Raw genomic sequence first — 23,883 nt, forward strand, 5'->3', positions numbered from 1 at the left:
TTGCACCGCCGTACTGGGAACAATACGCAACGTCCGTCGATCCATTTATCAGCGGCAGTCAATTATCTTCATCGCTTCGTTTTATATTGTTGACAGCCACACCGGGGGCGGGCCCGCACTCCGGTGGCATGGCCAAACACAGCGGGCCGTACTACCAGATCAACAACCCAGGAGAATTCGATGGTTGCAGTGCGCAAGCTGAAGCAGGCCCTGGCAGTAGCGGGTCTTTGCAGTGTTGCCGTGGCCGCCAGTGCTGCCGGCAAGCTCAATGTCTACAACTGGAACGATTACATCGCCGACGACACCATCGGCAATTTCCAGAAGAAGTTCGACGTCAAGGTGAAGTACGACGTCTACGACAGCAATGAGGTCCTGCAAGCCAAGCTGATGACGGGCCGCTCGGGCTACGACATCGTCGTGCCCTCGCTCGAATTCGCCGCCCGCCAGGTCAAGGCCGGCATCTACCAGAAGCTCGACAAGTCCAAGCTGCCGAACTACGTCAACCTCGACAAGACCATCCTCGAAAAGCTCAAGGTTGCCGATCCGACCAACGAGTATCTGGTGCCCTATATGTGGGGTACGACCGCTTTCGGTATCAACGTCGACAAGGTCAAGAAGGCCCTGGGCAATGAGCCCATGCCGGCCGATGCCTGGGAGCTGCTGTTCAACCCCAAGTACACCAGCAAGCTCAAAGGCTGCGGTATTTCCTACATGGATACGGGTAGCGACATCTACTCCATGGTGAACATCCACTTGGGCCGTGATGCCAACGACACCTCGGATGCGGCACTCAAGGCCGCCAACGAAGCGCTGGCCAAGGTGCGCAAGGACATCCGCGTGTTCAACTCCTCGCCGATCGATCTGCTCGCCAACGGTGACGTATGCGTGGCCATGGCTTTCAATGGCGACGTGTACATCGCCCGTGACCGCGCCGTCGAAGCCAAGAACGGCCAGAAGATTGACTATGTGGTTCCCGCCAAGGGCACCATCGTGTGGGTCGACAACATGGCTATCCCCAAGGATGCCAAGAACATCGAGAACGCCCACCACTGGATCAACACGATTCTTGACCCCAAGGTCGCGGCTGCCATTTCCAACAAGGTCAGCTACGCTAACCCCAACACCGCTGCCAAGCCTTTTGTTGACCCCGAACTGGCCAAGGACACCAAGGTGTTCCTGACACCGGAAGTACTGGCCAAGATGCAGGCCAAGATGCCGCTGGACACTGCTGCCCAGAAGCGCGTCAACAGCTACTTCAACAAGTTCAAGACCAACAAGAAGTAAGGCTTCTTGCGTAGTGAACAGCCGGTGACAAGGGGGCAGCGTGGCTGCCCCCTTGTCATGGCACTCCCGGCATTGCCGGACTCAAGGAGAACGCATGACTCATTACCGAATGCTGACACTGGCCCTGCTGGGCACCCTGTCACTGGCCGCCTCCGCCGCCGGCAAGCTCCATGTCTACAACTGGAATGACTACATTGCCGACGACACCGTCGCGAGCTTCGAGAAGCAATTCGACGTCAAGGTGAAGTATGAAACCTATGACAGCAACGAAGTGCTGCAGACCCGGCTGATGAGCGGGCGTACTGATTACGATATCGTGGTGCCCTCGCTGGAGTTCGTGCCACGGCAGATTGAAGCCGGCATTTACCAGAAGCTCGACAAGCGCAAGCTGCCCAACTACGTGCATCTGGACAAGCGCCTGCTGGCCAAGATGCAGTCCATCGATCCGGGCAATGCCTACATGATCCCCTATATGTGGGGCACCACCGCCTTTGCGATCAATGTGAACAAGGTACGTCAGGCACTGGGTAAGGAAGCCATGCCGGCGGATCGCTGGGAGCTGCTGTTCAACCCCAGGTACACCAGCAAACTGAAGCGCTGCGGGATCGCCTATATGGACACCGGCAGTGAGGTGTACGCGATGGTCAACCTGTATCTGGGGCGCAGCGCCAGTGATCTCTCGGATACCGCACTGCAGGCCGCCAACGCCACACTGGCCGGTGTACGCAAGGACATCCAGACCTTCAATGCCTCGCCGATCGACTTGCTCGCCAAGGGGTCGGTATGCATTGCCATGGTGCACAGCGGTGATGCCTATATGGCGATGGACCGCGCGGCCGAAACAAAAAGCCAGCAGGTCATCGAGTATCAGCTGCCCGCCAGAGGGGCCATCGTCTGGATCGACAGCATGGGTATCCCCAAGGATGCCAAGAACGTCGATAACGCCCATCGCTGGCTCAACATGATGCTGGACCCCAAGGTTTCGGCCAGTATTGCCAATGCGGTGCGCTATGCCACTCCGAACGTGAGCGCCCGCCCCCATCTGGACCCGGATCTGGCCAAAGACGACAAGATCTTCCTGCCGCCAGAACTGCTCGCCAAGATGCAGACCAAACAGCCGATCGATGCGATGACGCAGATCAGGGTGAACAGCTACTTCAATATGTTCCGATCCGGAAAATAGCGGCATCGAATCCCGACAAACAGGTGGCCATGGCCACCTGTTTTTTTGAGTCGGCAAACGCAAACCGCACCACCTGCAAGTTCACCCTGCCCCTGGCAGGAGCACCTCCCGAATCCAGACCAGACCCTCTCCAGCCAGCCACCGCCATCCCGGCCACCCTTGCGCGCTTGCCGCAGCCTCAGCCATTGCGGCCCCTGCCCAGCGTGCGCAGCGGCCTTCATCACGATGGCAAGTTGTCAAAATCCAACATCCGGGCAAGCCAGTCCACTGGCGGATTTGCCCCCGATTGTCGCCCACGGAAAGGCAACTTGTTGCAACGCAAGATACCCGCCCTCGCGCACCGCCCGTAGAGTCAATCAAGGTGGAGAAAACCCACCCTCCAGACCTCACCGGGAACCCGCCAGCAAGGCTGGTTCAAGAGGTCTAGGAGGCCAGCACCGACCCCGCAAGACGGTGGTCGGCAAGGTCATCAGAATCGGAGCGGACACCCATGAAAAAAGACCACTCGCCGGCCTGGCCGGCACGCTGCATCACCCTCGCCCTGCTGGGCGCGACGGCCCAGGCCAGCCCCTTGCTGGTGCAAAGCGACACCTGGTTCAAAACCAGCACGGCTGATTCGGCTTCGCTACCGGCGGCCAGCAAATGTCTGGTCACGGCCGGCACACGGCTTGAAGCCAATGGCGCCACCAGCCCCGCCAGCAATCATTACCAGGTCACCCTCTCTGCGGCACCGGCCGGTTGCGCCTTCAGCAGCGGCTATTTCTACAGTGCCCATGTGAGCTGGCACAACTGGCTCACCGGCCCCCTGGCGGTCGACACGCCCGTACCCAAGAGCGAGCTCAGCGCCTTCAATGCCGGCTATGGCGGATACCCGATCTGGAAAAGCAATAACCCCGAGAAATATTCCGGCACGGGCTGGCTGATGCAGAACGGCCGCGCCGATGCGGCGCGCGGCGGCAGTGCCACGCCCATCAGCGGCTGTACCAATGCCTATACCTTCCACATCAACAACACCGGGCGTACTGCCTATGTGCACCTGATGGCCAGCAACCCCAATGGCAGCGCACTCACGCTCAACGCCAAGGGATCGATGTACAGCAATACCGAAAAACCCCTGACCGGCAAGGCCGCAGGCCAGAGCTACTTTGTGGCCAAGGATTGGCTCAACGGTACATTCCGCACCAACATCAGCAACCGGAGCGTGAACGCCTACACCGCCACCGAGATCGCCAAGGTCACCGCCAATGTGAACAACATGATCGACGGCCGGTTCGAAGTCTGCACTGATCGCTCGGTGTACCTTTACACCGTGGTGACCTACAGCGGTACCACCACGGATGCGATCAATGCCACCCAGGGTGCTGCCGCCCCCGGTGAGATCTACTCCCCGGGCCCGGGCAAGTTTGGTCGGGAGGCCGGCATCTATGCGGCGTCAGTCGTGGGCGGGACCAGCGAAGTGATCCTGCCGGCTTCCGGCAAGTATCTGGGTCTCGCGTTCAACACCACCGCCAAGGGCGCCGGTCTGCAGGAACAGACCCAGCCCGCCACGATGCGGCTGGCCGATTCGTCCGAGCGCACCTACGGCAACTACGGGCACAAGTACGATGTCACCGTGCGCATGCGCAATAACGACAGCTATGCCAAAACAGTGAGGCTGTCGTTCGCGTCGAGCTTCACGGGCAGCACTGACACTCCCTCTTTCACCTTCAACTCACCCGCCAAGCTCAACGGCACCGCCATCGACCTGTGGACCACGCCCACCAAGCCCAGGCAGACACTGGGGACCTGGACCATCGGGGCCAACAGCTACTTCGATGCGCGCCTGACCACCTTTATCGCCGGTCTCGGGGTGACCGACCAGCAACTGGTGGTCGAGGTTCTCTAAGCCGCTGACCGTGCTCCCCTCAACGGGGGGCACGGTCACGGCCCGCCCTCAGTAACCGCTGTGGCGCCGCACCTCACCGGGCACGGTTTCCCCGCGCGCCAGGGCCCGCCACTTTGCTGCAATCTGCGCGACTGATTCCTCGGGTAGCGTCATGGCGGCGATATGCGGTGTCAGCACCACCTTGGGGTGGCGCCAGAACGGGTGCTCGGGTGCGGCCGGTTCATTGACCAGCACGTCAAGCCAGGCACCGCGCAGATGATCTCCCTCCAGGGCTGCCAGCAGCGCGGCCTCATCCACGGTTTCGCCACGGCCCGCATTGACCAGCGCACTGCCAGCGGGCAAACGGGCCAATCGCTCGGCGTTCAGCAGGCCTCGCGTCTGCGGTGTGTTCGGCAGCAGGTTGACGAGGATATCGGTACGGGCCAGCAGGGTAGCCAGCCCGGTATCGCCGTGATGACAGACCATCCCGTCAAGCGTACGTGGGGTGCGGCTCCAGCCCGCCACATCGTAGCCCATGCCCCGCAAGGCGCGCGCAACCGCCCCGCCAATCTCGCCCAGCCCCAGCACACCCACCCGCGTCTGCGCGGCCAGCCGGAAAGGCTGCGGCTGCCAGCGCCCCTGCGCCTGCTGCGCGGCGTAGACATCGAATCCGCGCTGGAAGTGCAGCACGCCGGCCAGCACATACTCGATCATCTGCTGCGCCATGCCGGCATCGGTCAGGCGAATCAGCTGTACCTCGGGGGCGAGATCTTCACGGTCGAGGAAACGGTCCACCCCGGCGCCGAGCGCGAACACGGCCTTGAGCCTTGGAAAGCGGCCAAACAGGCCCGCTGGCGGTTGCCAGGCGGCGAGGTACTCCACCTTGGCATCGTCTACCGGCTCGTCACCGGCCGTTACGGTGCACTCGGGCAAGGCTGCCGTGAACAGGGCGCGCCAGAGTTCGATCTGGCGCGGGGTGTGGAGATGAAATAACGGTCGTGTCATGCGTGTCCCTATCGTCCGCCACTCAATCGCGGCCCAGCAACATACTCGACGCAATCCAGCTGATCACGCTGTACACCATGGCGCCGATCACGGCCATGCCGAAGCTGCTGACGGCAAAGCCCTGCAGCACAGCCGCCACCAGCCAGAAGCAGAAGCCGTTGATGACAAAGGTGAACAAACCCAAGGTCAGCAGATTGACCGGCAAGGTCAGGATCAGCAGTACCGGGCGGATCAGCACATTGACGATGCCCAGCACAAGCGCAATCAGCAGGGCGGATACGAATCCCTGCACCTGGATGCCGGGTAGCAGCCAGGTCACAAGCAAGAGGCTGACCGCATTGATCAGCCAGACGGCGAACAGGTTCATGTCGATTCCAGTGCAGGTTTGGTGACGGTTTTGATGGCCGCAATGCGCGCCTGACGCACGGCGTCGGGGATGGTGGTCTTGTCGGCCTGGGCCATGGCAATCGCGCCCGCATCCACACCCGCGGCAGCCACGCGGCACGCCTGCAGATAGGCGGCTTGCGGATAGGGCCGTTGAGCGAAACCGGTGCGCCCGCGTGCATCGGCTTCACAGGCATCGAGCAGACGCGTAAAGCGTTCCGGCTTGCGCAGGGCATCGCAGCGGCCGAGCAAATCCACCACGGTATCGGGCCGCAGCTCGAGTGCACGATGCACATTGGTGTGTTCGCGGCTCACCAGCACAGCCAGTTCGCGGCAATCGTTTGGGGCGCGCAGGCGCTCGCACAGCGCCTCCACCAGCGCCACGCCGCGGTGCTCGTGGGCGATATGGCGAGGCCACTCGGCCGGCGGTGTGGTGCCCTTGCCCAGATCGTGGCACAGGGCGGCAAAGCGGGTATCGAGCGGCCAGCCCTGTGCGGCCGCATGGTCCAGCACCAGCATCACATGCACGCCGGTATCGATTTCGGGGTGATGCTGTTCAGGCTGCGGCACGCCCCACAGCGCGTCGAGTTCCGGCATCAGCCGGGCAAGTGCACCGCAATCGCGCAGTACCGCAAACATCCGCGAGGGCTGCGCCTCCATCAAACCCTTGGCCAGTTCAGCCCAGACGCGCTCCGCGACCAGATGATCGACCTCGCCCTCATCGACCATGCGGCGGCACAGCGCCTGCGTCTCACGCGCCACCTCAAAGCCGAAGCGTGCGGCAAAGCGTGCCAGCCGCAGAATGCGTACCGGGTCTTCAATAAAGGCTGGGCCTACATGGCGCAGTGTGCGCCGGGCAAGATCTTCCTGACCGTGGAACGGATCGATCAGTTCGCCGTCTTCACTCTCGGCCATGGCGTTGATGGTGAGATCACGGCGCGCCAGATCGTCCTCCAGCGTCACATCGGGCGCGGCATACACGGTGAACCCTTTGTAGCCCCGGCCCGATTTGCGCTCGGTGCGGGCGAGTGCGTATTCCGCCTGCGTGTGCGGGTGCAGGAACACGGGGAAATCCTTGCCCACAGGCCGGTATCCGGCCGCCAGCATGTCTTCGACAGTCGCGCCGACCACCACGTAGTCGCGGTCCTTTACCGGCAAGCCCAGCAGTTCATCGCGGACAGCGCCGCCGACGGTGTAGATCTTCATTGCCTTGCTATCTGGATAGGGTTTGCCGGCGATTGTAGCGCTTGCCGCCGCTTGGCCTAGAATCCTAGCCATCAACCCCACCAAGATACTTTCTGAGGAACGCCGCCATGCGCATCGCCAAAGACATCACCGCCCTGATAGGCAATACACCGCTGGTGCAGCTGAACCGCGTCAGCGCCGGCCTGCCGGGCCGCATCGTGGCCAAGCTCGAATTCTTCAATCCCTCGCATAGCGTGAAAGACCGCATTGCCGGCAGCATGATCGATGCCGCCGAAGCCAGCGGCGCTCTCAAGCCCGGCGACACGGTGGTCGAGCCGACCAGCGGCAACACCGGTATCGGCCTAGCCATGGTGTGTGCCGCGCGTGGCTACAAATGCGTGCTGACCATGCCGGAAACCATGAGCCGAGAACGCCGCGCCTTGCTGCGCGGCTACGGCGCGGAACTGGTGCTCACCCCCGGCCCCGATGGCATGGGCGGTGCCATCGCCAAGGCCAAGGCACTGGCCGAGGAGAACGGCTGGTTCATGCCGCAACAGTTCGAGAACCCGGCCAACCCCAAGATCCACCGCGACACCACCGCCGAAGAAATCTGGCGCGACACCGACGGCCAGGTCGATATCCTTGTGGCCGGCATCGGCACCGGCGGCACTATCACCGGTGTGAGCGAGGTACTAAAAGCGCGCAAGCCGTCTTTCCGCGCGATTGCGGTGGAACCCGATGCCAGCCCCGTGCTCAGCGGCGGCCAGAAAGGCCCGCACCCGATCCAGGGTATCGGTGCCGGCTTTGTGCCCGGCGTGCTCAATACCGGCATCTATGACGAGGTGATGCGCGTCAGCAACGACAATGCTTTCACCACCGCGCGCCGCATGGCCACCGAAGAGGGCTTGCTGGTCGGCATCAGCTCCGGCGCCGCCACCTGGGCCGCCCTGCAGATCGCCGCGCGGCCCGAGAATGCCGGAAAACTGATTGTGGTGATCATTCCCTCGTTCGGGGAGCGGTATCTGTCGACAAAGCTGTTCGAGGGTCTGGTGGATTGAGCCCAGCCCACCCTGCAATGCCTAAGGAGAGCCAACATGGCAGCACCTGCAAAGAACACGATCTGCCTTTGGTACAACGGTGAGGCGGAAGCGGCGGCTCGGTTCTACGCCGAGACGTTTCCTGAATCGTGCGTGCGCGCAGTGCATCGCGCACCGGGCGACTTCCCTTCGGGCAAACAAGGTGATGTGCTGACCGTCGAATTCACCGTGATGGGCATTCCCTGTATCGGGCTCAACGGCGGGCCGGCATTCACACATAGCGAAGCCTTTTCATTTCAGGTGACTACTCGCGATCAGGCCGAGACCGACCGATACTGGGATGCCATAGTCGGTCACGGTGGCCAGGCAAGCGCCTGTGGCTGGTGCAAGGACAAATGGGGTATTTCTTGGCAGATCACGCCCAACATGTTGTTGGACGCCATCACCCACCCCGATCCGGCGGCGGCCAAGCGTGCATTCGATGCCATGATGGGCATGAGCAGAATCGATATCAGTGCCATCGAGTCGGCACTGCGCGGCTGACCAAGCAGCAAGGAGCCAAGGCTTGGTCAGCCCGGGGCTAGATCAAGCCGGCACACCCAATCCCCGCTGCACCGCGGGCCGCGCCACAAACGCCGCCAGCACGCGCTGCACCTCGGCAAAATCAGCAAAGCCCACCAGATCGCCAGCGCCGTAATAGCCGACCAGATTGCGCACCCAGGGGAAGATCGCGATATCGGCGATCGTGTACTCGTCGCCCATCATCCAGGTGCGGCCTGCGAGATGCTGGTTCAGCACGTTCAGGAGGCGGCGTGACTCGTTGAGATAGCGGTCGCGCGGGCGTTTGTCTTCATATTCACGGCCGGCAAACTTGTGGAAGAAGCCCACCTGGCCAAACATGGGGCCGATGCCGCCCATCTGGAACATCAGCCATTGCAGGGTTTCGTAGCGGCGCGCCGGATCGGCCGGCAGCAACCGGCCTGTCTTCTCGGCCAGATAGATCAGGATCGCACCCGACTCAAACAGGGCCAGCGGCTCATCACCAGGACCATGCGGATCTATGATGGCCGGGATCTTGTTGTTCGGGTTCAGTGACAGGAACTCGGGCGAAAGCTGATCGTTCGTCTCGAAGCTGACCTTGTGGACCTCGTAAGGCAGGCCGGTTTCTTCGAGCGCAATCGACACCTTCACGCCATTGGGCGTAGCCAGCGAATAGAGCTGCAGACGGTCCGGGTATGTCGCCGGCCATTTGCGGGTAATGGGGAAGTCGTCGAGCGAAGCCATGCTTACTCCGCCGCCACGGCTTCAACCTGGATGCGCAGGGCCACGCTCATATCAAAGCCCCATGCCTTGCCGGCATCGATGCCGAAGGCATCGCGCTGGAAGGTGGCATAGGCATCCGCGCCGCACAGTTCGCGCTTGAGCATGGGATGCACAATGCATTTGAAGCGCTTGATCTCCAGATCCACTGGCTTGCTCACGCCGCGCAGGGTCAGCTCACCTTCAACCTTGGTCGGGGCGCCGTTCACAAAGCCGGCCAGCTTGCCGCGATAGGTGGACTGGGGGAATTTGGCGGCATCGAACAGCTCGGCACTCAGGGCCTTCTTGTTCATGGCGTCATGGCCAAAATCCACGCTGCCGATATCGATGCTGATATCCACGCTGCCCGTCCCCGCTGCCTTGTCCAGCACCACCTTGCCCGTGGACTGGTTGAACTTGCCACGCCATAGCGACACGCCCATATGGTCGGCCTCGAAGCTCGGGTAGGTATGCGAAGGATCGATGTTGTAGCTGACCGGTGCGGCGCTGGCGCCCGCGATCAGTCCAAGGCTGGCAAACAGGGAAAGCAGGATACGGGGCATGACAGGGTCTCCGTGTACGCAGAGGAATGGCAAGGATGCCGCGCGAGGATAACGTACGCGGCGGAGCGAGGGGGTATGTTCAACCAGCGTGGCTCAGCATCGGTCGCAAGGCGACGCTGACTTCATTCAGGACGCCATCCCAGTCGCCCGGCGCAGCCTGTCGGAACAGGCGAGCCTGCGGGTACCAGGGGGTGTCGGTCCGGTCCAGCATCCAGCGGAAATCCGGCGTATGCGGTATCAGTATCCATACCGGCTTGCCCAAGGCGCCAGCCAGGTGTGCGACCGAGGTATCCACGGTGATCACCAGGCCCAGCGGCTCGATCAGCGCAGCCGTATCGAGAAAATCGCCCAGCTGCTCGGCATGGTCGTGGACAGCCAGGGCTTGCAGCGCGGCGCGGTCGGCATCCCGGACCTGCGCTTGCAGGCTGTGGACTTCCAGTCCCTCCATCGCCAGCAGGTCCGACCATTTGGCCAGCGGTATGCTGCGAGCATAGTCGCCACGGTGCGTGGGGCTGCCCGACCACACAATCCCCAGGCGCAACGGCTTGCAACGGCCGGTATCGGAATCCATCGGGTACCTGAGTCCGCCAGCACTCAGATAGGGGATAGTCGCCGGAATCTGCGGGCAGCGGGTCAGCAGCACATAGGGCAGGCTCAGCAAAGGGCAGTGATGATCAAATCCGCTCAGCAGCACGGTGGCCTGATCCACCACGGCAATCTGTGGCGTAAGTGTTTGCATCAGTCGCATCAAGGGCTTGCGCACCGCCAGTGTCACCTTGGCACCGGCTTCCAGCAGCAGGCACGCGTAACGGCAGAACTGGATGGCATCACCAAAGCCTTGTTCGCCGTGCAGCAATATGTGCTTGCCCGCCAGGGCTGTATCGGGCGAGAGCATGGGCATGGGGAAACGTGCCAACTCGGCAGCGCGAGCCGGGGTGCGCAAACGGGCCTCGTAATGCTGCCAGCCATGCGCCATCTCCCCCATCAGCAGCAGGGTCATTCCCTTGGCCATCTCGGTATCCGGGTCGCCGGGCTGCAGCTTCAGGGCGCGGTCGTAAGCGGCCAGCGCCTCGTCAAATCGGCGCAGCTCGCACAATACATCCGCACGGCTCATGCAGATTTTGGCGTTATCGGTCTGTGCGGCCAGTGCTGCGTCATAGCATTGCAAGCCGGCCTCGGGCTGATTGAGGGCACGCAGCACATGGCCGCGCGTCAGCAAGGTTTCCGGCGCACCCGGCTGCAGGGTCAGCGCAGCATCACAGGCGGCCAGCGCTTCGGGTAAGGCACGGGCCTCCCACAGCGCCAGACCCAAGGCATGATGGGCATCCACAAAATCCGGCACCACGGCAATCACCTCGCGGCACAAGCTGATGGCCTCCTCATAGTCCTTGCGCATTACCTCCACATTGGCCAGATTGACCTTGGCCTGCCAGTAGTCTGGCTTGAGCGTCAGACACTGTCGCAGTGAGTCGGCTGCGGCATCCAGCTGTCGTAGTTCCCGCTGGGCGTTGGCCAGATTCAGCCAGGCATCGGGCTGCTTGGGCTGACGCTGCAGCGAGGCCCGGAACCCCTGCTCGGCAAAGGCAAAGTTGCCCACCTGCAAACCAATGGTGGCCAACAGGCTCATGGCCTGCCAGTGATTGGGATCGACAGCCAGCACGGCCCGGTAGCCCTGTTCGGCCGCGGGTAGATCGCCAGCCTGATGGCGGGCAAACGCTTGGGATAGACGGGATTGCAGATCGCTCATGGAATGGCTCGGTTAGTCAGCCGCGACGATAGCGGAGCAGTGCAGATCAAGCCACCGCACGGTGCTGACGTACCCGCTGGGCCGAGAGGCGATGCAGGAACCAGGTCAGTCCCAGTGCGGCTACGGTAAGACCCACCACCAGCGCCAGCCAGAAACCTTCGGCAGCCATGGGTTTGGCGGGCCTCCAGGGCAGCCAGTCCGGTGCCAGACCCAGCGCATAACCGAGTGGCAGCGAAAAGCCCCAGAACGCGAGCATATGGATGACCATGGGTGGCCGCGTCACCTTGTAGGCACGGATAGCGCAGCTGGTGGACACCTGCGTGGCATCGGACAACTGGAACACCGCGGCGTAGATCAGCAAATGTGCGGCCAGCGCGGCGACCGTGGCATCGCGCGTGTAAGCCGAGGCTATCGGGTAGGCGAACGCGGCAATGAAGCTGGCCGACAGGATTGCAAAGCCCAGACACAGGCCCACGCCCACCCAGGAACGGAAGCGCGCCGCTGCCGGATCACCCTCACCCAGCGCGTGGCCCACCCGGGTAATCATGGCCACGCCCAGGCTCAGTGGCACCATGAATACCAAGGATGAAAAGTTGAGGGCAATCTGGTGAGCCGCCACCTCGGCCGCACCGAACACGGCCACCAACAAGGCAATCAGGCCAAAGGCGCTGGATTCGGCAAAGTAAGTCACACCAATCGGCAGCCCCAGGCGCAGCAAGCGGCGTATCTCTGGCCAGTTCGGGCCTTCGAGCCGGTCAAACGGCCAGGTACGGTGATACTCGGGTGCGCGGTGCATCCACCAGACCAGGGCAAACAGGTTGAACCATACGGCAGCCAGCGTCGCCCAGGCGCAGCCTACGCCGCCGAGGCGCGGCAGACCGAACTGGCCGTAGATCAGCAGCCAGTTGATCAGCACGTTCAGGCCCAACGCGCCTAGCGCAATCATCATCATGGGCTTGGTCTGGTTAAGGCTGGCGCTGTAGCCGTAGAGCACGCGGTAAGCGGCAAAGGCCGGCAAGCCAAAGCTGATGATATGCAGGAATTCCTTGGCGATGCGGCGCACCTCCGGGTCTAGCTGCATGGTGTCGAAAATCAGCGTAGCCGCGTTGGCCAGCAGCAGCGCCACCAGCCCCACCCCCAACGATTTCCACAGCGCCTGTCGCACCACATGGGGTATCTGCTCGTATTCCTCGGCACCCACATGGTGTGCCACCATCGGGTTCACGGCCATCATCAGGCCCATCAGCGTCACCACGATGATGGACCACACCGAGGCCCCCAGCGACACGCCCGCCAGATCATTGGCACTGGCATTGCCCGCCATGGCCACATCGGCCACGGCCATACCCACGGCAGCCAGCTGGCCGATCAGCATGGGCCAAGCCAGCTGCCATAGCGCGGCGGCTTCGGTGCGGATGGCGGGTGTGGTCAGACGTTGCAGCGGCATGCGGGAGGACTCGGCAATCGGTTCAAGGATTGTAGCCAGCCAAATCGCCGCTGCCCCGACACAGTACGCGGCCAAACCACACCAGCCGTCTCAATGATGGCGTCCCTGCGTGGCGATATGCGCCTCGATGGTGATGCCTTCACCAGCTTGCCCCACCAGCCACAGCAGCTCATCGAGTGCCAGATCGGTAATGAACAGGCCGCCCTCGGCCGGCAGATGCGTGCTGGCCCCTTGGTCCACCGCCAACCGGGCCAGACGCTGCAGGGCAGCATGCCCGTCGGTAGCCGCATGCAGCCACAGCCAGCTTTGGCGTGCATGACGGCGACGCAGAGTGGCGAGTGGCAATGCGCCCTGATCGGGCGTGGGGGCCAGCGAGGGCAGGCAGGTAGTGGAATCGTCGTTGACGCAATCGAACATGGTGCGCTCCTTGAGGTCGGCGTGCCCCATGTCCGGGGCAACGCTTTAGCGGCTCCCGGCCTGTCCGGGTTCGACGGTTTTTCCGTCACGCGCCCCGCAAGTTGTCGATTAAATCGGCGCGTTGAAACTGCTACTGCATGGTGATCCGGCGGCAGAAAAACAAAAAACCCGCTGCCTCTGCGGCTAGCGGGTTGTCGGGGAGAGACGGTGTCTCATCCGGTACTGCACCACGCTTTAGCCGCATTTATTAAGCGCCCGCAAGCTGTATGCTCAAATCGGCGCTGGAGCGGAATTTACCCAATCTGACGGATTCGCGTCAACCACGGGAAAACCGCAAGGCGGTTTGACGGGCACGTAAGCAGGCGCTTAGATTGCCGGCACCTTCCCGGAAAGCCTGCGCCATGCACGATCACGACGACCTCCCCGCCACTCGCCTCACTCACCGTGGCCGCAACCCGAAATCCGAGGAAGGCACGGTCAACCCCGCGGTGGTGCGTGCCTCCACCATGCTGTTCCCGAACGCGGACAGCCTGCGCAAAGCCGATGGCACGCGGCGCAGTTATGGTCGCCATGCCACCGATACCACGCTAGCACTCGAAGACGCGCTATGCGCCGCCGAGCAGGCCGATGCCTGCCTGCTGACGCCATCGGGTCTCTCGGCGATCACCACCACGCTGCTGGCACTGCTGCAGCCCGGCGATCACCTGCTGATGACCGATTCGGCCTACGACCCGACACGGCTGTTCTGCGAAGGTCTGCTCAAACGCATGGGCATTTCGACGAGCTATTACGATCCGCTGATCGGTGCCGGCATTGCCGCGCTGATCCAGCCCAATACCCGGGTCGTGTGGGTGGAATCACCGGGCTCGCATACGTTTGAAGTGCAGGATGTCCCGGCCATTGCCGCGGCCGCCCATGCGGCCGGCGCGCTGGTCGTGGCCGACAGCACCTGGGCCACGCCGCTGGGTTGGGATGTGTTTGCGCTAGGTGTCGATGTGTCGGTGCATGCCGCCACCAAGTACATCGTCGGGCATTCCGATGTGCTGATGGGCGCCATCCTGTGCAAATCGCCACTCGAAAAAACCCTGCGCGCCACCTACCGGCAGCTGGGTGTTTCCATCGGTGGCGATGATGCCTACCTGGCCCTGCGCGGCTTGCGCACGCTGGCGGCGCGTTTGACCACGCATCGCGATAACAGCCGCCAAGTAGCGGACTGGTTGCGGGAACAGCCACAAGTGGCCAGCGTGCTTTACCCGCCGCTACCGGGTGCGCCGGGTCATGATCTGTATCTGCGCGATTTCAACCCGGCCTATGCATGTGGCCTGTTTGGCGTGGTCTTTGCCGAGGGCACCACGGCAGCACAGGTCAATAAACTGGTCGATGCCACACGCCTGTTCGGTATTGGCTACAGCTGGGGCGGTTACGAGAGCCTGATCATCCCATCCGACCCCGGCAGCCACCGTGCCGTCACTAGCGAGCGCTGGCGTGGCAAGGCGATGGTGCGGCTGCATATCGGGCTCGAAGACCCGGCCGACCTGATCGCTGATCTGGCCGCCGGGCTGGTGGCGATGAAAGCTTAACGGACAGCCGCGAGGCTGTCCCGGCCCACCCGAATGTGCCACGCGCATGGCCGCGCTGATCGACACCGAAGCACTCAAGCAGCGCCGCGAGCCCAGCGCAGGCCTCCGGCCACGAAAGCCGCAAGCAGGGTATGGCAGGTGCGTGAATGACTGGATGCAGGAAATTGCCACCCGCTTTGGCGTCCTGTGCGCCACGGCAGGTAGGGCCATCTAGGAGACTGAGATGTGCGATTGCAAGACCTGACCCCAGTTCTCCTTCTTCGGCAGCAGTACATTCTGGGTAGCGACTTCGGCCATATACCTCGAGTTTGGCGTTGTCCATCTCATTCGTCGCGCCACAACGACAGTACCAATGCGCCCTGAGCACCTTGGCCGATGGCTACAATTGCTGCCGCACAATCGGTGCTACGCTAGGAAAGCCTCCTATGAGCCCGCATCCCGCAGCCGGGTTGCCAGCGCAAATCCTGCATTACCAGCTAGGTGACAAACTAGGCGAAGGCGGAACTGGCGAGGTTTTTTCCGCCTGGGACCAACAGCTGCATCGCCATGTCGCCATCAAGCGCCTGAAGCCTGCACTTAGCGAGCTTGACGCGAATCTGCTCAGCGAGGCCCGCCTGGGTGCCAGCTTGTCTCACCCTGCCTTTGTACGGATCCATACAGTACTGACACAGGACTCGCGCACTTGGTTGGTGATGGAGCGCGTGCAAGGCCAGACTTTGACCAGCCTGCTGCAGCACGGTGCCCTACCTGCTTGGCGCGCAATCAGCCTGGTGGCTCAGGCCGCCAGCGCGCTGGCTACGGCGCATCAAGCCGGTCTGGTGCATGGCGATCTCAAGCCCGCCAATCTGATGCTGACCGATGACGACCAGCTGCGCATACTCGACTTCGGGCTGGCACAGCAAACAGACCCGCTGGCCACGCATACAGGCGGTGTGACCGAGCCTAGCGGTACGCTTGCTTATATGGCACCCGAGCTATTGCGTGGCCAGCCGCCCAGCCCGGCTTCCGATATCTATGCGCTTGGCCTGGTGCTATATGAGCTGTTAAACGGTGCTCGCCCCTATGCCGAGCTGCAAGGGATTGCGCTCGCCACGGCAAGGCTGCAGGCCAGCACGCCGCCACCGCTGCCTAAAAACCTCGCTCCAGACCTGCAGGCCCTGATCCAAGCCATGCTTGCGCCAGTACCCAGCGCACGGCAGGCCAGCATGGCGGAGGTAGCCCGCAAACTACAGCGCCATGCCGCCCAAGATACCGAGAGACCCAACTCCGTACCGGCGCCTAGGCGAACCTTCCATCTTTGGGGCGGTGTGGCCCTCTTGCTCACCCTCAGTCTGGCCATGGCATGGCGGCCAACGCCACCTGCACCTGCCACCGCATTAGAGCCACAACAACAATCTGATCAAGTACGCCTACAACGGGGCGAAGCGTGGTTACGTCACTTTGATCGCGACGGTGCGCTGGCTTCGGCTACCCAAGATTTCCAGCAAGTACTGGCTCATCAACCGCGCCACGCTGCTGCAGCTGCATTGCTCGCGTTGAGCTATGCACTGCGCTACACCAACGACGGGCGCGACGAGGCCTGGCTGCGTCTCGCCGAAGCAAGCGCCAAGCAGGCGCTGCATGAGGACGACCAGCTGGCACTCGCGCACGCGGCGAAGGCTTGGGTACTTGAGTACCAGGGCAAGCTGGATTTGGCCTTGCTGGCTTATGACCGTGCCTTGCGCCTTGATCCGAGCAACCTGTATGCGCTCAATGGCCGTCCGCGCACGCTGATGCAGCAATCGCGCTTCAGTGAAGCCGAGGCAAGCATCAAGTCGGCCATGCAACGCCACCCACGGGAGCGGTTGTTGGTCGATCTACTAGGCAGCCTGTATTACAAGCAAGCGCGTTACCAGGAAGCTGAAGCCACCTTTCGCCGAAGCATTGTCCTGGAAGCCGATGCCGTGTTTGCGTATGCCAATCTCAACGCCACGTTACTGCGGCTGAATCGACCCGACGAGGCGCTACAGGTGCTGCAACAGGGCCTGCGGATTCGCCCCGCCGGGGTGCTGTATTCCAACCTGGGCACGGTGCTGTTCAGCCAAGGGGACTATCTCGCCGCGGCCGAAGCCTTCGAGCACGCGGTATCGGCCAGCAAGGGCAGCCCGAACGACTATCTGAAATGGGCGAACCTGGCCGATGCACTGCGCTGGCTTCCTGGCCGGGAGCCGCGCTCGCGCGCCGCTTACCAACGCGCGCTGCAACTGATGGCCCCCTTGCTGGCGCGCGCTCCGGACGATCCGACCTACCTCTCACGCGCAGCCCTATATGCGGCGCGGCTCGGCGACGCCCCGCAAGCTCTGGCGCTATTGGCGCGCTTGCCAGCCGGCAGGACACGTAACCCAGACTTGCAGTTCCGCCTGTGCATGGCCTATGAACTACTCCACCAGCGCTCACAGGCGCTAAAGTCTTTGCGGCAAGCGCTCCTGCTGGGCTATCCAGTCAATCTGGTCGAGTCCGAACCCGACCTGATGGCTTTGCGGCGCGACGCGCGCTATCCACAACTGATCCTGAGGAGGACCTTGCCCCGTGACCAACACTCATGAAAAAAAGACCGACCGTGCCGCGATTGCTGTTTCCTTTGATCTGGAACAGAACACCCAGCAACTGACTTGGCGCATGGAGTCCGAACACCACCGCGATATCTATCAGGTTACCGGCCGTGCCGCGGGCAGTGTGCTGCTTGATCCGACCGAGCCCATTGACGTGCTGATTACCGCTGGTGGCAAGCTCAAGACCTTCGGGGCTTTCCGCTTCGAGATCGTACAGTGCTGCGTCGTGACTACTCCGCATGTGATCGACAGCAACCAGCAGCATGGCCGTCAATTCGCCCCGCCTTCCCCTTTTGTGGGCCAAGGATCTGTGCGCGTCGTCACGCCGGATTTCTGGCAGCTGCATGAAGAAGTCGACAAGGACGGCTACCGGCGCTACGTGCTGCTAGCGAAGGACGTGCTTTATGTGGGCGTCGCCCCAGGACGCTGGGAGCTTTCGGTGTTCCTTACCGTCCGGATCAGCTCCGAACAGGGTACGCTTGAGCGCACGTTCCGCTTCGACCCCGAAAGTGAAGTCGGCAATGGCACCCAGCCCAACTAAGTTCTACTGATCGCCATCAAGCCGGCCACCACTCGCGCCGACACCCTGCTTCAGCAAGCCAAACTGGTTCAGGCGCCGGCGCAGTGCCTCACGGGGTGCCTGCAAATGGTCGGCACAGGCATCCAGCGTCTGACCGCTGGCTTCAAAGGCTGCGCGTAGTTTCATCTCATCGAGCTGATCCGGCTTGCAGATCGCATTGCTGGCCGCAATCAGCGCATAAAGAGAGGGACGCGAAATGCCGAGATCGCTGGCCGCCTGCTGGATGCGCCAGCGATTTCGGCGTAGCGCGCCGATCAATGTCTGTTCGTGCAAAGCAGACGGCACGACTCGCTCCGGCCGCGGCGTCGCGGTCACAACATCTGGTGAGGTAGCAGCGTTGCACAGCTCGCGCAGCAAAGCCGCAAGGCCGGCTGCATCCTCGGCGGCCAGCAATTGCAGCGCGCGGCCCACCACATGCTGAAGCTGACGAACATTGCCAGGCCAGTCATACCTGCATAGCGCGGTCAGCAAAGGTAAGGGCATGACCAGCGTTGCTTCGCTGGCCAGCAATACCTGCCGAATCAGTAGCCCAATATCCTCACGCCGCTGCCGCAAGGGTTGAATGCGGATCACAAATGCCTCCAGGCGTCGCAACAGCGGCTGATTGAAGCCCGTTGCCTGAAGATCACGATCGGTGGCGGCGATCAGGCGCGCTTGGCTGGTTTCGACCTTGCTACTGCCCAACGGACGGTACTCGCCGTTTTCCAGCACGCGCAGCAGCATGGGCTGCACGCTGGCCGGCGCATCACCGATCTCATCAAGAAACAGCGTGCCATCGCCTGCTTCGGCAAAGTAGCCGCGCCGTGCCTGCTGGGCGCCGGTGTAGGCACCACGACTGGCGCCAAACAACTCGGCAGCCGCCAGCGATTCGCTCAACGTCGCCATATTTACCGCCACCAGCGGCAAAGCAGCACGTGCACTGGCGGCGTGCAGTGCTTGCGCCACGCGTTCCTTGCCACTCCCCGTTTCCCCCAGCAGCAAAACTGTTAGGTCCGTAGGGCCGACCTGCAGGACCTGATCACGTATCCGCTGCATGCCGGCACTGACACCCAACAAGCCCGGCAAAGGGTTAGCACGCGGCAACTGGCGCAGCCAGTGCAGGCATAGCAGCACGGCACCCCCAAGGCCCAGCACTGCTCCGGCTTCGATGCGTGCTGCTGGCACATGCATTGGCGCCAATACTGGCAATCCATCCAGCTCAATCGCCATACGGCTGTCCGGCGGACAAAGCCACAGGCTGTCGTCCTCCTCCCGCCGTATCCGCAAGCCAGCGCGGGCAATGGTCTGCCAGCCCAGCGGCAAACCCTCTGCAGCCCCAGGTGCATAGAAAAGCGGCGCGTAGCGTTGCAGGCTCAGCTCGCCCGGCCCGCACGGGCCGATCAACTGTTCACCAATCCGGTTCATCTCGGGGTGCCATAGCACTGTCAGCCCCAAGGCCGGCGGCCCCTGCTCAAACAACCTGCTGATCGGCGAAGTTTGTGTGGTGTCGTTGTCGTGCATGCGGCTAGGCCTTGTTGGTGAGCGCAGGCCGCGTAAGGGCAAGCGCTTTACATGTCAAATTGACAGATTCCTTACATAAATATCGGCAAAAACGCACAAAAAACAGCCAATCTCGACCATTTTCATCCTGGCACAGAACTTGAGATGAGGTACGTACGGCAGCGCTGACAAGCAGCTTTAGCCGTCTCAAGTACTTAAACCCAACCAGGAGGTATCACCATGAATCCCGCTGAATCCGGCCAAACCGCACTGCACGTCCAACATATCGCCTGTGTAAATAACGCCGGCTTTGTCATGGACTTCAAAGTCAGCAACCGTGATGGCCACAAAGCTGGCGACTCCGGCGGTTATCCGATCAACCAAGTTCGCAGCATCGACGTAGCCACACTCCAGTTCAACGGCCGCGGCGCCGAAGTGGGCGAGGAAATCCACCCCGTCGTGCATGCCCATGCCGGTGTCACCAAGGAGGGCCCGACCGTGCGGTATGCACCTAATGGCCAGACCGCCACGTACACAGTCACAGGCACTACGCTGATCTACAGCATTAACCGCTGAGACAAGGGGCTAATCATGAAACAGTTGATTTCTGGCGATCCGGTAGATTGGCTCAGCGACCGCGACAATCTGCATGTGCGCTTCGGCCTCAATGTTGCAGACAGCGAAGGCCAGCAGCGCAACAAGGATGCCACCTTGCAGATGTTGACACAGGCACGCTTCAACTTCGCTCCGGATCGCATCTTCCCACAGGCTGTCATCGTCTCGCCCGGTGCCGCACTCTCGATCCAGGTCAAAAGTCGCGCGGACGTGGGGTTTGGTTATCGGGTCAGCACCGGCGCCGGTCCAGTCGCCGACCGGCTCTATGCGGTGGATGAACCCGATGCGAAGGGCTTTCGCACGAGCACGCTACGGCGATTTCAGGCAGATCAGCATCTGATAACGGTCGACCGGCTGGCCGACAAAATCAATGCCTCTCGCGATGTGCAGCAGCTGCTGCCGCTGTGGTCCTGCGATATCTCGAGCTGGGCGGTACGGCAGTTCATGGAGCCGATCTCCAGCGGCGTCTTCAATGCGCAGAACCCACGCTTTGCGCGTCGCCCGCCACTGCCGGCGGCCAGGATATGGCATGCCGCTGACGCGCTTGACGATGGAGGTGTCGCGACCCTGCAAGCGACGGCCGGCGTAGGAACGGCCGTGCGCGCCGGGGTGATCTGGGCTGATGGTGCTGCCGAACAGCAGTTCGAACGCATCGAGGTCCAGATCGAAGACGACCCAGTCAGCCAGCGTATCGGCTTGATGCAAGTCCACTTCTTTGTGCTCGAGCCCAACTAAACCGCCGCCCCCATCCGTACTTGGTCTGGGCTGCCAACGCACGCGCTGGCAGCCATGGCCCCCGGCTTGCCTAAACCAGGCCGGCGAGACGGGTGGCAACGGCAAGGAGATTCTCATGTTGATCACGATTGTTTTTGAAGGCGACGAGCAGCGCGGCCTCGCCTTGCGGATACCAGAAGACGCAAAGCTGGCTGATCTGCGCAAGGAGCTACAGCGGCAGGCCAAGCTGGAAGCGGATGAATATTTCCGCTTTGGTGGCCACAATCTGGACGTCAGTGCGGAGGCGGAGACCACAGCGAAGGAGATCATGGGTGACAGCAACGTCATCCACATCCAGCCGCGCGCCAAGTCGGTTGTCGTGACGGAGCAGGCCTACACCCTGCTGCGCGCCAGCGACCAGAAGAGGCGCATGCTCAAGCTCAAGCCTGACCTTACCTTGGCCGACTTGCGCACTCAGCTCGGTAGCTGGATCAGCGCAGACGATACCTTCAGCGGCGAAGACGGCAGCGTCATCGAGATTGGCGAGGAAGGTAGCTGGCGCATTGCCGACCTGGCCGAGGCCGGCGGCACCCTGGTTGTCGGTACGGCTAAATCCATCACCCCCCCGGTTGAGAAGGAACCAAAGACACCTCGCGACCCGGTCAAGCCGAACTTGCCGGACACAGACCCTAGCACCATTACCTGGGGTCTGGAGTCTGGCGGGACACCGCCGGACATGCTGGACAATCTTATGCAGACCATCGGAGACGCTGAAGTAGAGGAACCCAGCGCCTTCAGTCTGCTGTCGCTCAAGCAGGTCAAAGCGGTCTTCACCGCGCTGTACCTGAATCGCGGCCTGCGTTTCGGTACACAGGAGGCCCGGTTGGCATGGGCCGAGCGCTCACCGATGGCGCCGGTGAGCTATGAACCCACAGGTGACAACGTGCATGCAGGCGGAAGTGCTTCGGCCGCGGAGTGGACGACGTCAGCTACAGCCAGCCGGATATTGCATGAGCTGCGCGAGCGTACCGTACACGTGGCAAATGCTTCGGGCGGCTACGAAGGCTTCGGCCTGGCCAGCCAGTTCCGCCAGGAACTGGAAACGCTGCGACGCAACGAGATCACCACCATCCACCTGCTCGACGAACTGAGCGTGCCCAAGGTAGTGCTGTTCCTGGACCAGGATGCTGACCTGACCGCATCGCCGGCCTTGATTCAAGCAGTTCAGAAAGCGCTAAGCGGGAAGCCGGACCGAGCCGCTCAATACCGCGCCTTGCACCGCGATGTATTCGATCGCTTCGGATACTTCTTCCCGTGCGAAGTGGTGCTTGGTGGACGCTGGACACGCAGCCTGCAAGTCAGCAGCGAATCGCAGGAGCAACAGGAGCAGTTGCTGCGCGCATTCAGTTTCTCTTTGGCAGCCGATGTACAGACCGACAAGGGTCGTTTCACCGGCGACGTTGGCTATGGCAACCGCTCAGAGCAGTTCGAGAACAACACCACTATCCAGCAATTGCGCCAACAGGCTATTCGCATCGTCGGTGGTAGCACGGCCAAAGGCATGGCTGATGGCGGGCTGGCTGCCTGGGTGGGCAGCGTTGCCAGAGTGCGTTTCTGGGCGGTGATCGAGAATCGCAAGCTACGCCCGATCACTCGTTTCCTACCCCAGGCCTTGGCCGACCAGTGCCACAGCCTGATCGACGAATTCGCCCTGAGCGCCATCACCAAGGAATACACGGTGCTCGACATGCGCGAATACGTCGCATCCGCCAATGCGGAGCTGCTCGGGCAACTGCTGTAAGCCACACCTAACTGCACCCAAGCCTTTATCCAACTTTCAGGAGTCCATCATGAACACGCGTCTCAACACACGTTTCGCCCTCGTCCTTCTCAGCCTGGCCGGCATTAGCGCTTGGGCAGGCAACAATACCGTCACGGCTGGCATCACCAAGATCGTGCGCGGCTATAACGGGGGCTCCCCTTGTGCCGCTGCCACTGTCGGTGCCGGTTCCATGCCCAGTGCAGGCCCCAAAGAAGACATGAGCAATCTCAGCGTCAGCTGCAGCGACGACAAGAAGGTCACGTGGGCGCAGCTACGCGAACCACTGCCAAATAACCATGCCTGCGTGACCACGCTGGATGATCTGCGCAAGCAGAACAAGTACGTCACCATCGTGAAGGACAAGACCCCAGACAATGCGTACCACTGTGTGCTGTCCAATATCACACCCACGCAGTTTGTCAACGCAGCAAAGCACCAGCAGTAGGCCCTTAGCCATAGGCGGAGGGCAGCCCTAGGGCTGCCCTTCCTACTTACTCCCCCGGAGTCAGTATACAAACTGCGGAAAAGCCAAGCCGTCGCTGCGCTGCCTCGTGGGCTGGTTGGCCGCCTGGCTGGAAACATCAGCGCAGGGCAGTCGGCACCGTGTTGGCGCTCTGGGTCAGGCGCCATTTGCCATCAACCCGACGCCAGGTGGTGGCAAAGCGCACCATGGCCGTGGGCTTGCCTTCGGCAGTGACAGGCACATGGAAGTAGGCCGTGGCCAGCTCACCCTTCTGGCGGATGTCCAGGTCCTGCACCGGGCCGACGGCAGCTTTTTTCCAGAGTGCGAAGTCCTGCGACATCAGCTGGCGCACGCCGGCCTCGCTACTGACCTTGGCCGCAACGTCGTTGCCGAACAGCACAAAACCACCGCGATCGAGCATGCCGACGACCTTGTCGGCATCGTTGGCGGAGTAGGCACCCAGCAGGTTATCGACCGCTTCATTCACGCTGGGTGAACGCGCCTGGTTGACCGAGTGGCCGTCGGCTGCAATGACGATGGCACAGCCGCTCAGGCCGCTGGCAGCCAGGGCGATGGCAATACTGAAGGTACGCAAATTAGACATGGTGATTCCTTGGGTTTGAC

23 protein-coding genes are annotated in these 23,883 nt (G+C 62.1%); 13 read left to right on the top strand and 10 right to left on the bottom strand.

The window, feature by feature from the left end; all coding sequences use genetic code 11:
* Positions 1–180 precede the first annotated feature (180 nt).
* From O9X62_RS00860 to O9X62_RS00870, 3 genes are all read left to right on the top strand, one after another.
* On the top strand, positions 181–1,284 hold the full coding sequence (locus tag O9X62_RS00860; protein ID WP_269530883.1) for a polyamine ABC transporter substrate-binding protein: 1,104 nt from the start codon (positions 181–183) through the stop codon (positions 1,282–1,284).
* A 94-nt stretch (positions 1,285–1,378) separates the two neighbouring features.
* Positions 1,379–2,467 (top strand): extracellular solute-binding protein, encoded by a 1,089-nt coding sequence (locus O9X62_RS00865; RefSeq protein ID WP_269530884.1) that lies wholly within the window; start codon positions 1,379–1,381, stop codon positions 2,465–2,467.
* A gap of 490 nt (positions 2,468–2,957) precedes the next feature.
* Positions 2,958–4,352, top strand: coding sequence for a DUF3370 family protein (locus O9X62_RS00870; protein WP_269530885.1), 1,395 nt, complete (start codon positions 2,958–2,960; stop codon positions 4,350–4,352).
* A 48-nt stretch (positions 4,353–4,400) separates the two neighbouring features.
* Here the strand turns inward: O9X62_RS00870 and O9X62_RS00875 are convergent, their stop codons facing one another.
* The 3 genes from O9X62_RS00875 to O9X62_RS00885 are packed head-to-tail and all read right to left on the bottom strand — an operon-like array spanning position 4,401 to position 6,926.
* On the bottom strand, positions 4,401–5,336 hold the full coding sequence (locus tag O9X62_RS00875; protein WP_269530886.1) for a glyoxylate/hydroxypyruvate reductase A: 936 nt from the start codon (positions 5,334–5,336) through the stop codon (positions 4,401–4,403).
* Positions 5,337–5,358: 22 nt separating this feature from the next.
* On the bottom strand, positions 5,359–5,703 hold the full coding sequence (locus tag O9X62_RS00880) for a phage holin family protein (RefSeq protein ID WP_269530887.1): 345 nt from the start codon (positions 5,701–5,703) through the stop codon (positions 5,359–5,361).
* Entirely contained in the window at positions 5,700–6,926 is a 1,227-nt protein-coding gene (locus O9X62_RS00885; RefSeq protein WP_269530888.1) for a multifunctional CCA addition/repair protein, read from the bottom strand. The genes O9X62_RS00880 and O9X62_RS00885 overlap by 4 nt, the downstream gene beginning before the upstream one ends.
* A 107-nt stretch (positions 6,927–7,033) precedes the next feature.
* Between O9X62_RS00885 and cysK the strand changes: the two genes are divergently transcribed.
* The gene (cysK, locus tag O9X62_RS00890; RefSeq protein ID WP_269530889.1) at positions 7,034–7,963 is read left to right on the top strand and encodes a cysteine synthase A; all 930 of its coding nucleotides are present in this window, start codon (positions 7,034–7,036) and stop codon (positions 7,961–7,963) included.
* A 36-nt stretch (positions 7,964–7,999) separates the two neighbouring features.
* Positions 8,000–8,485, top strand: coding sequence for a VOC family protein (locus O9X62_RS00895; protein WP_269530890.1), 486 nt, complete (start codon positions 8,000–8,002; stop codon positions 8,483–8,485).
* Between the two features lie 42 nt (positions 8,486–8,527).
* On the opposite strand, the gene O9X62_RS00900 is transcribed toward O9X62_RS00895, so the two are convergent.
* The 5 genes from O9X62_RS00900 to O9X62_RS00920 all read right to left on the bottom strand — a co-directional run bounded on the left by O9X62_RS00900 (position 8,528) and on the right by O9X62_RS00920 (position 13,445).
* Positions 8,528–9,226 (bottom strand): glutathione S-transferase N-terminal domain-containing protein, encoded by a 699-nt coding sequence (locus O9X62_RS00900; protein ID WP_269530891.1) that lies wholly within the window; start codon positions 9,224–9,226, stop codon positions 8,528–8,530.
* 2 nt (positions 9,227–9,228) lie between these two features.
* Positions 9,229–9,804 (bottom strand): YceI family protein, encoded by a 576-nt coding sequence (locus tag O9X62_RS00905; RefSeq protein WP_269530892.1) that lies wholly within the window; start codon positions 9,802–9,804, stop codon positions 9,229–9,231.
* Between the two features lie 79 nt (positions 9,805–9,883).
* Positions 9,884–11,551 (bottom strand): tetratricopeptide repeat protein, encoded by a 1,668-nt coding sequence (locus O9X62_RS00910; protein WP_269530893.1) that lies wholly within the window; start codon positions 11,549–11,551, stop codon positions 9,884–9,886.
* Positions 11,552–11,597: 46 nt separating this feature from the next.
* Complete coding sequence (locus tag O9X62_RS00915; protein WP_269530894.1) at positions 11,598–12,998, bottom strand: MATE family efflux transporter; 1,401 nt, start codon at positions 12,996–12,998, stop codon at positions 11,598–11,600.
* Positions 12,999–13,088: 90 nt separating this feature from the next.
* On the bottom strand, positions 13,089–13,445 hold the full coding sequence (locus O9X62_RS00920) for a hypothetical protein (protein ID WP_269530895.1): 357 nt from the start codon (positions 13,443–13,445) through the stop codon (positions 13,089–13,091).
* 371 nt (positions 13,446–13,816) lie between these two features.
* Here O9X62_RS00920 and metC point away from each other — a divergent pair, with 371 nt between their 5' ends.
* The 4 genes from metC to O9X62_RS00940 all read left to right on the top strand — a co-directional run bounded on the left by metC (position 13,817) and on the right by O9X62_RS00940 (position 18,127).
* A complete protein-coding gene (gene metC / locus O9X62_RS00925; RefSeq protein WP_269530896.1) occupies positions 13,817–14,995 on the top strand; it encodes a cystathionine beta-lyase in 1,179 nt (392 codons plus the stop codon).
* Positions 14,996–15,041: 46 nt separating this feature from the next.
* Positions 15,042–15,209 carry a hypothetical protein gene (locus O9X62_RS00930; protein ID WP_269530897.1) on the top strand — a complete coding sequence of 56 codons (168 nt, stop codon included), beginning with the start codon at positions 15,042–15,044 and terminating at the stop codon, positions 15,207–15,209.
* Between the two features lie 211 nt (positions 15,210–15,420).
* Entirely contained in the window at positions 15,421–17,580 is a 2,160-nt protein-coding gene (locus tag O9X62_RS00935; protein WP_269530898.1) for a protein kinase, read from the top strand.
* On the top strand, positions 17,564–18,127 hold the full coding sequence (locus tag O9X62_RS00940; protein WP_269530899.1) for a hypothetical protein: 564 nt from the start codon (positions 17,564–17,566) through the stop codon (positions 18,125–18,127). Before O9X62_RS00935 ends, O9X62_RS00940 begins: the two co-directional genes overlap by 17 nt.
* 3 nt (positions 18,128–18,130) lie before the next feature.
* Here O9X62_RS00940 and O9X62_RS00945 read toward each other — a convergent pair whose 3' ends face one another.
* Entirely contained in the window at positions 18,131–19,666 is a 1,536-nt protein-coding gene (locus O9X62_RS00945; RefSeq protein WP_269530900.1) for a sigma-54 dependent transcriptional regulator, read from the bottom strand.
* Positions 19,667–19,885: 219 nt separating this feature from the next.
* Between O9X62_RS00945 and O9X62_RS00950 the strand changes: the two genes are divergently transcribed.
* The 4 genes from O9X62_RS00950 (at position 19,886) to O9X62_RS00965 (ending at position 23,241) form a co-directional block, all read left to right on the top strand.
* Positions 19,886–20,221 carry a hypothetical protein gene (locus O9X62_RS00950; protein WP_269530901.1) on the top strand — a complete coding sequence of 112 codons (336 nt, stop codon included), beginning with the start codon at positions 19,886–19,888 and terminating at the stop codon, positions 20,219–20,221.
* A 15-nt stretch (positions 20,222–20,236) separates the two neighbouring features.
* Positions 20,237–20,995, top strand: a complete 759-nt coding sequence (locus O9X62_RS00955; protein ID WP_269530902.1) for a hypothetical protein — start codon at positions 20,237–20,239, stop codon at positions 20,993–20,995.
* Between the two features lie 115 nt (positions 20,996–21,110).
* Positions 21,111–22,775: an MAC/perforin domain-containing protein gene (locus O9X62_RS00960; protein ID WP_269530903.1), complete on the top strand. Its 1,665-nt coding sequence runs from the start codon at positions 21,111–21,113 to the stop codon at positions 22,773–22,775.
* A 49-nt stretch (positions 22,776–22,824) separates the two neighbouring features.
* Positions 22,825–23,241 carry a hypothetical protein gene (locus O9X62_RS00965; RefSeq protein WP_269530904.1) on the top strand — a complete coding sequence of 139 codons (417 nt, stop codon included), beginning with the start codon at positions 22,825–22,827 and terminating at the stop codon, positions 23,239–23,241.
* Positions 23,242–23,377: 136 nt separating this feature from the next.
* Here O9X62_RS00965 and O9X62_RS00970 read toward each other — a convergent pair whose 3' ends face one another.
* Entirely contained in the window at positions 23,378–23,863 is a 486-nt protein-coding gene (locus tag O9X62_RS00970; RefSeq protein WP_269530905.1) for a nuclear transport factor 2 family protein, read from the bottom strand.
* Positions 23,864–23,883 lie beyond the last annotated feature (20 nt).

The sequence above is a fragment of the Chitinimonas sp. BJYL2 genome, from assembly GCF_027257935.1.
In the GTDB taxonomy this organism is placed as follows: Bacteria; Pseudomonadota; Gammaproteobacteria; order Burkholderiales; family Chitinimonadaceae; genus Chitinimonas.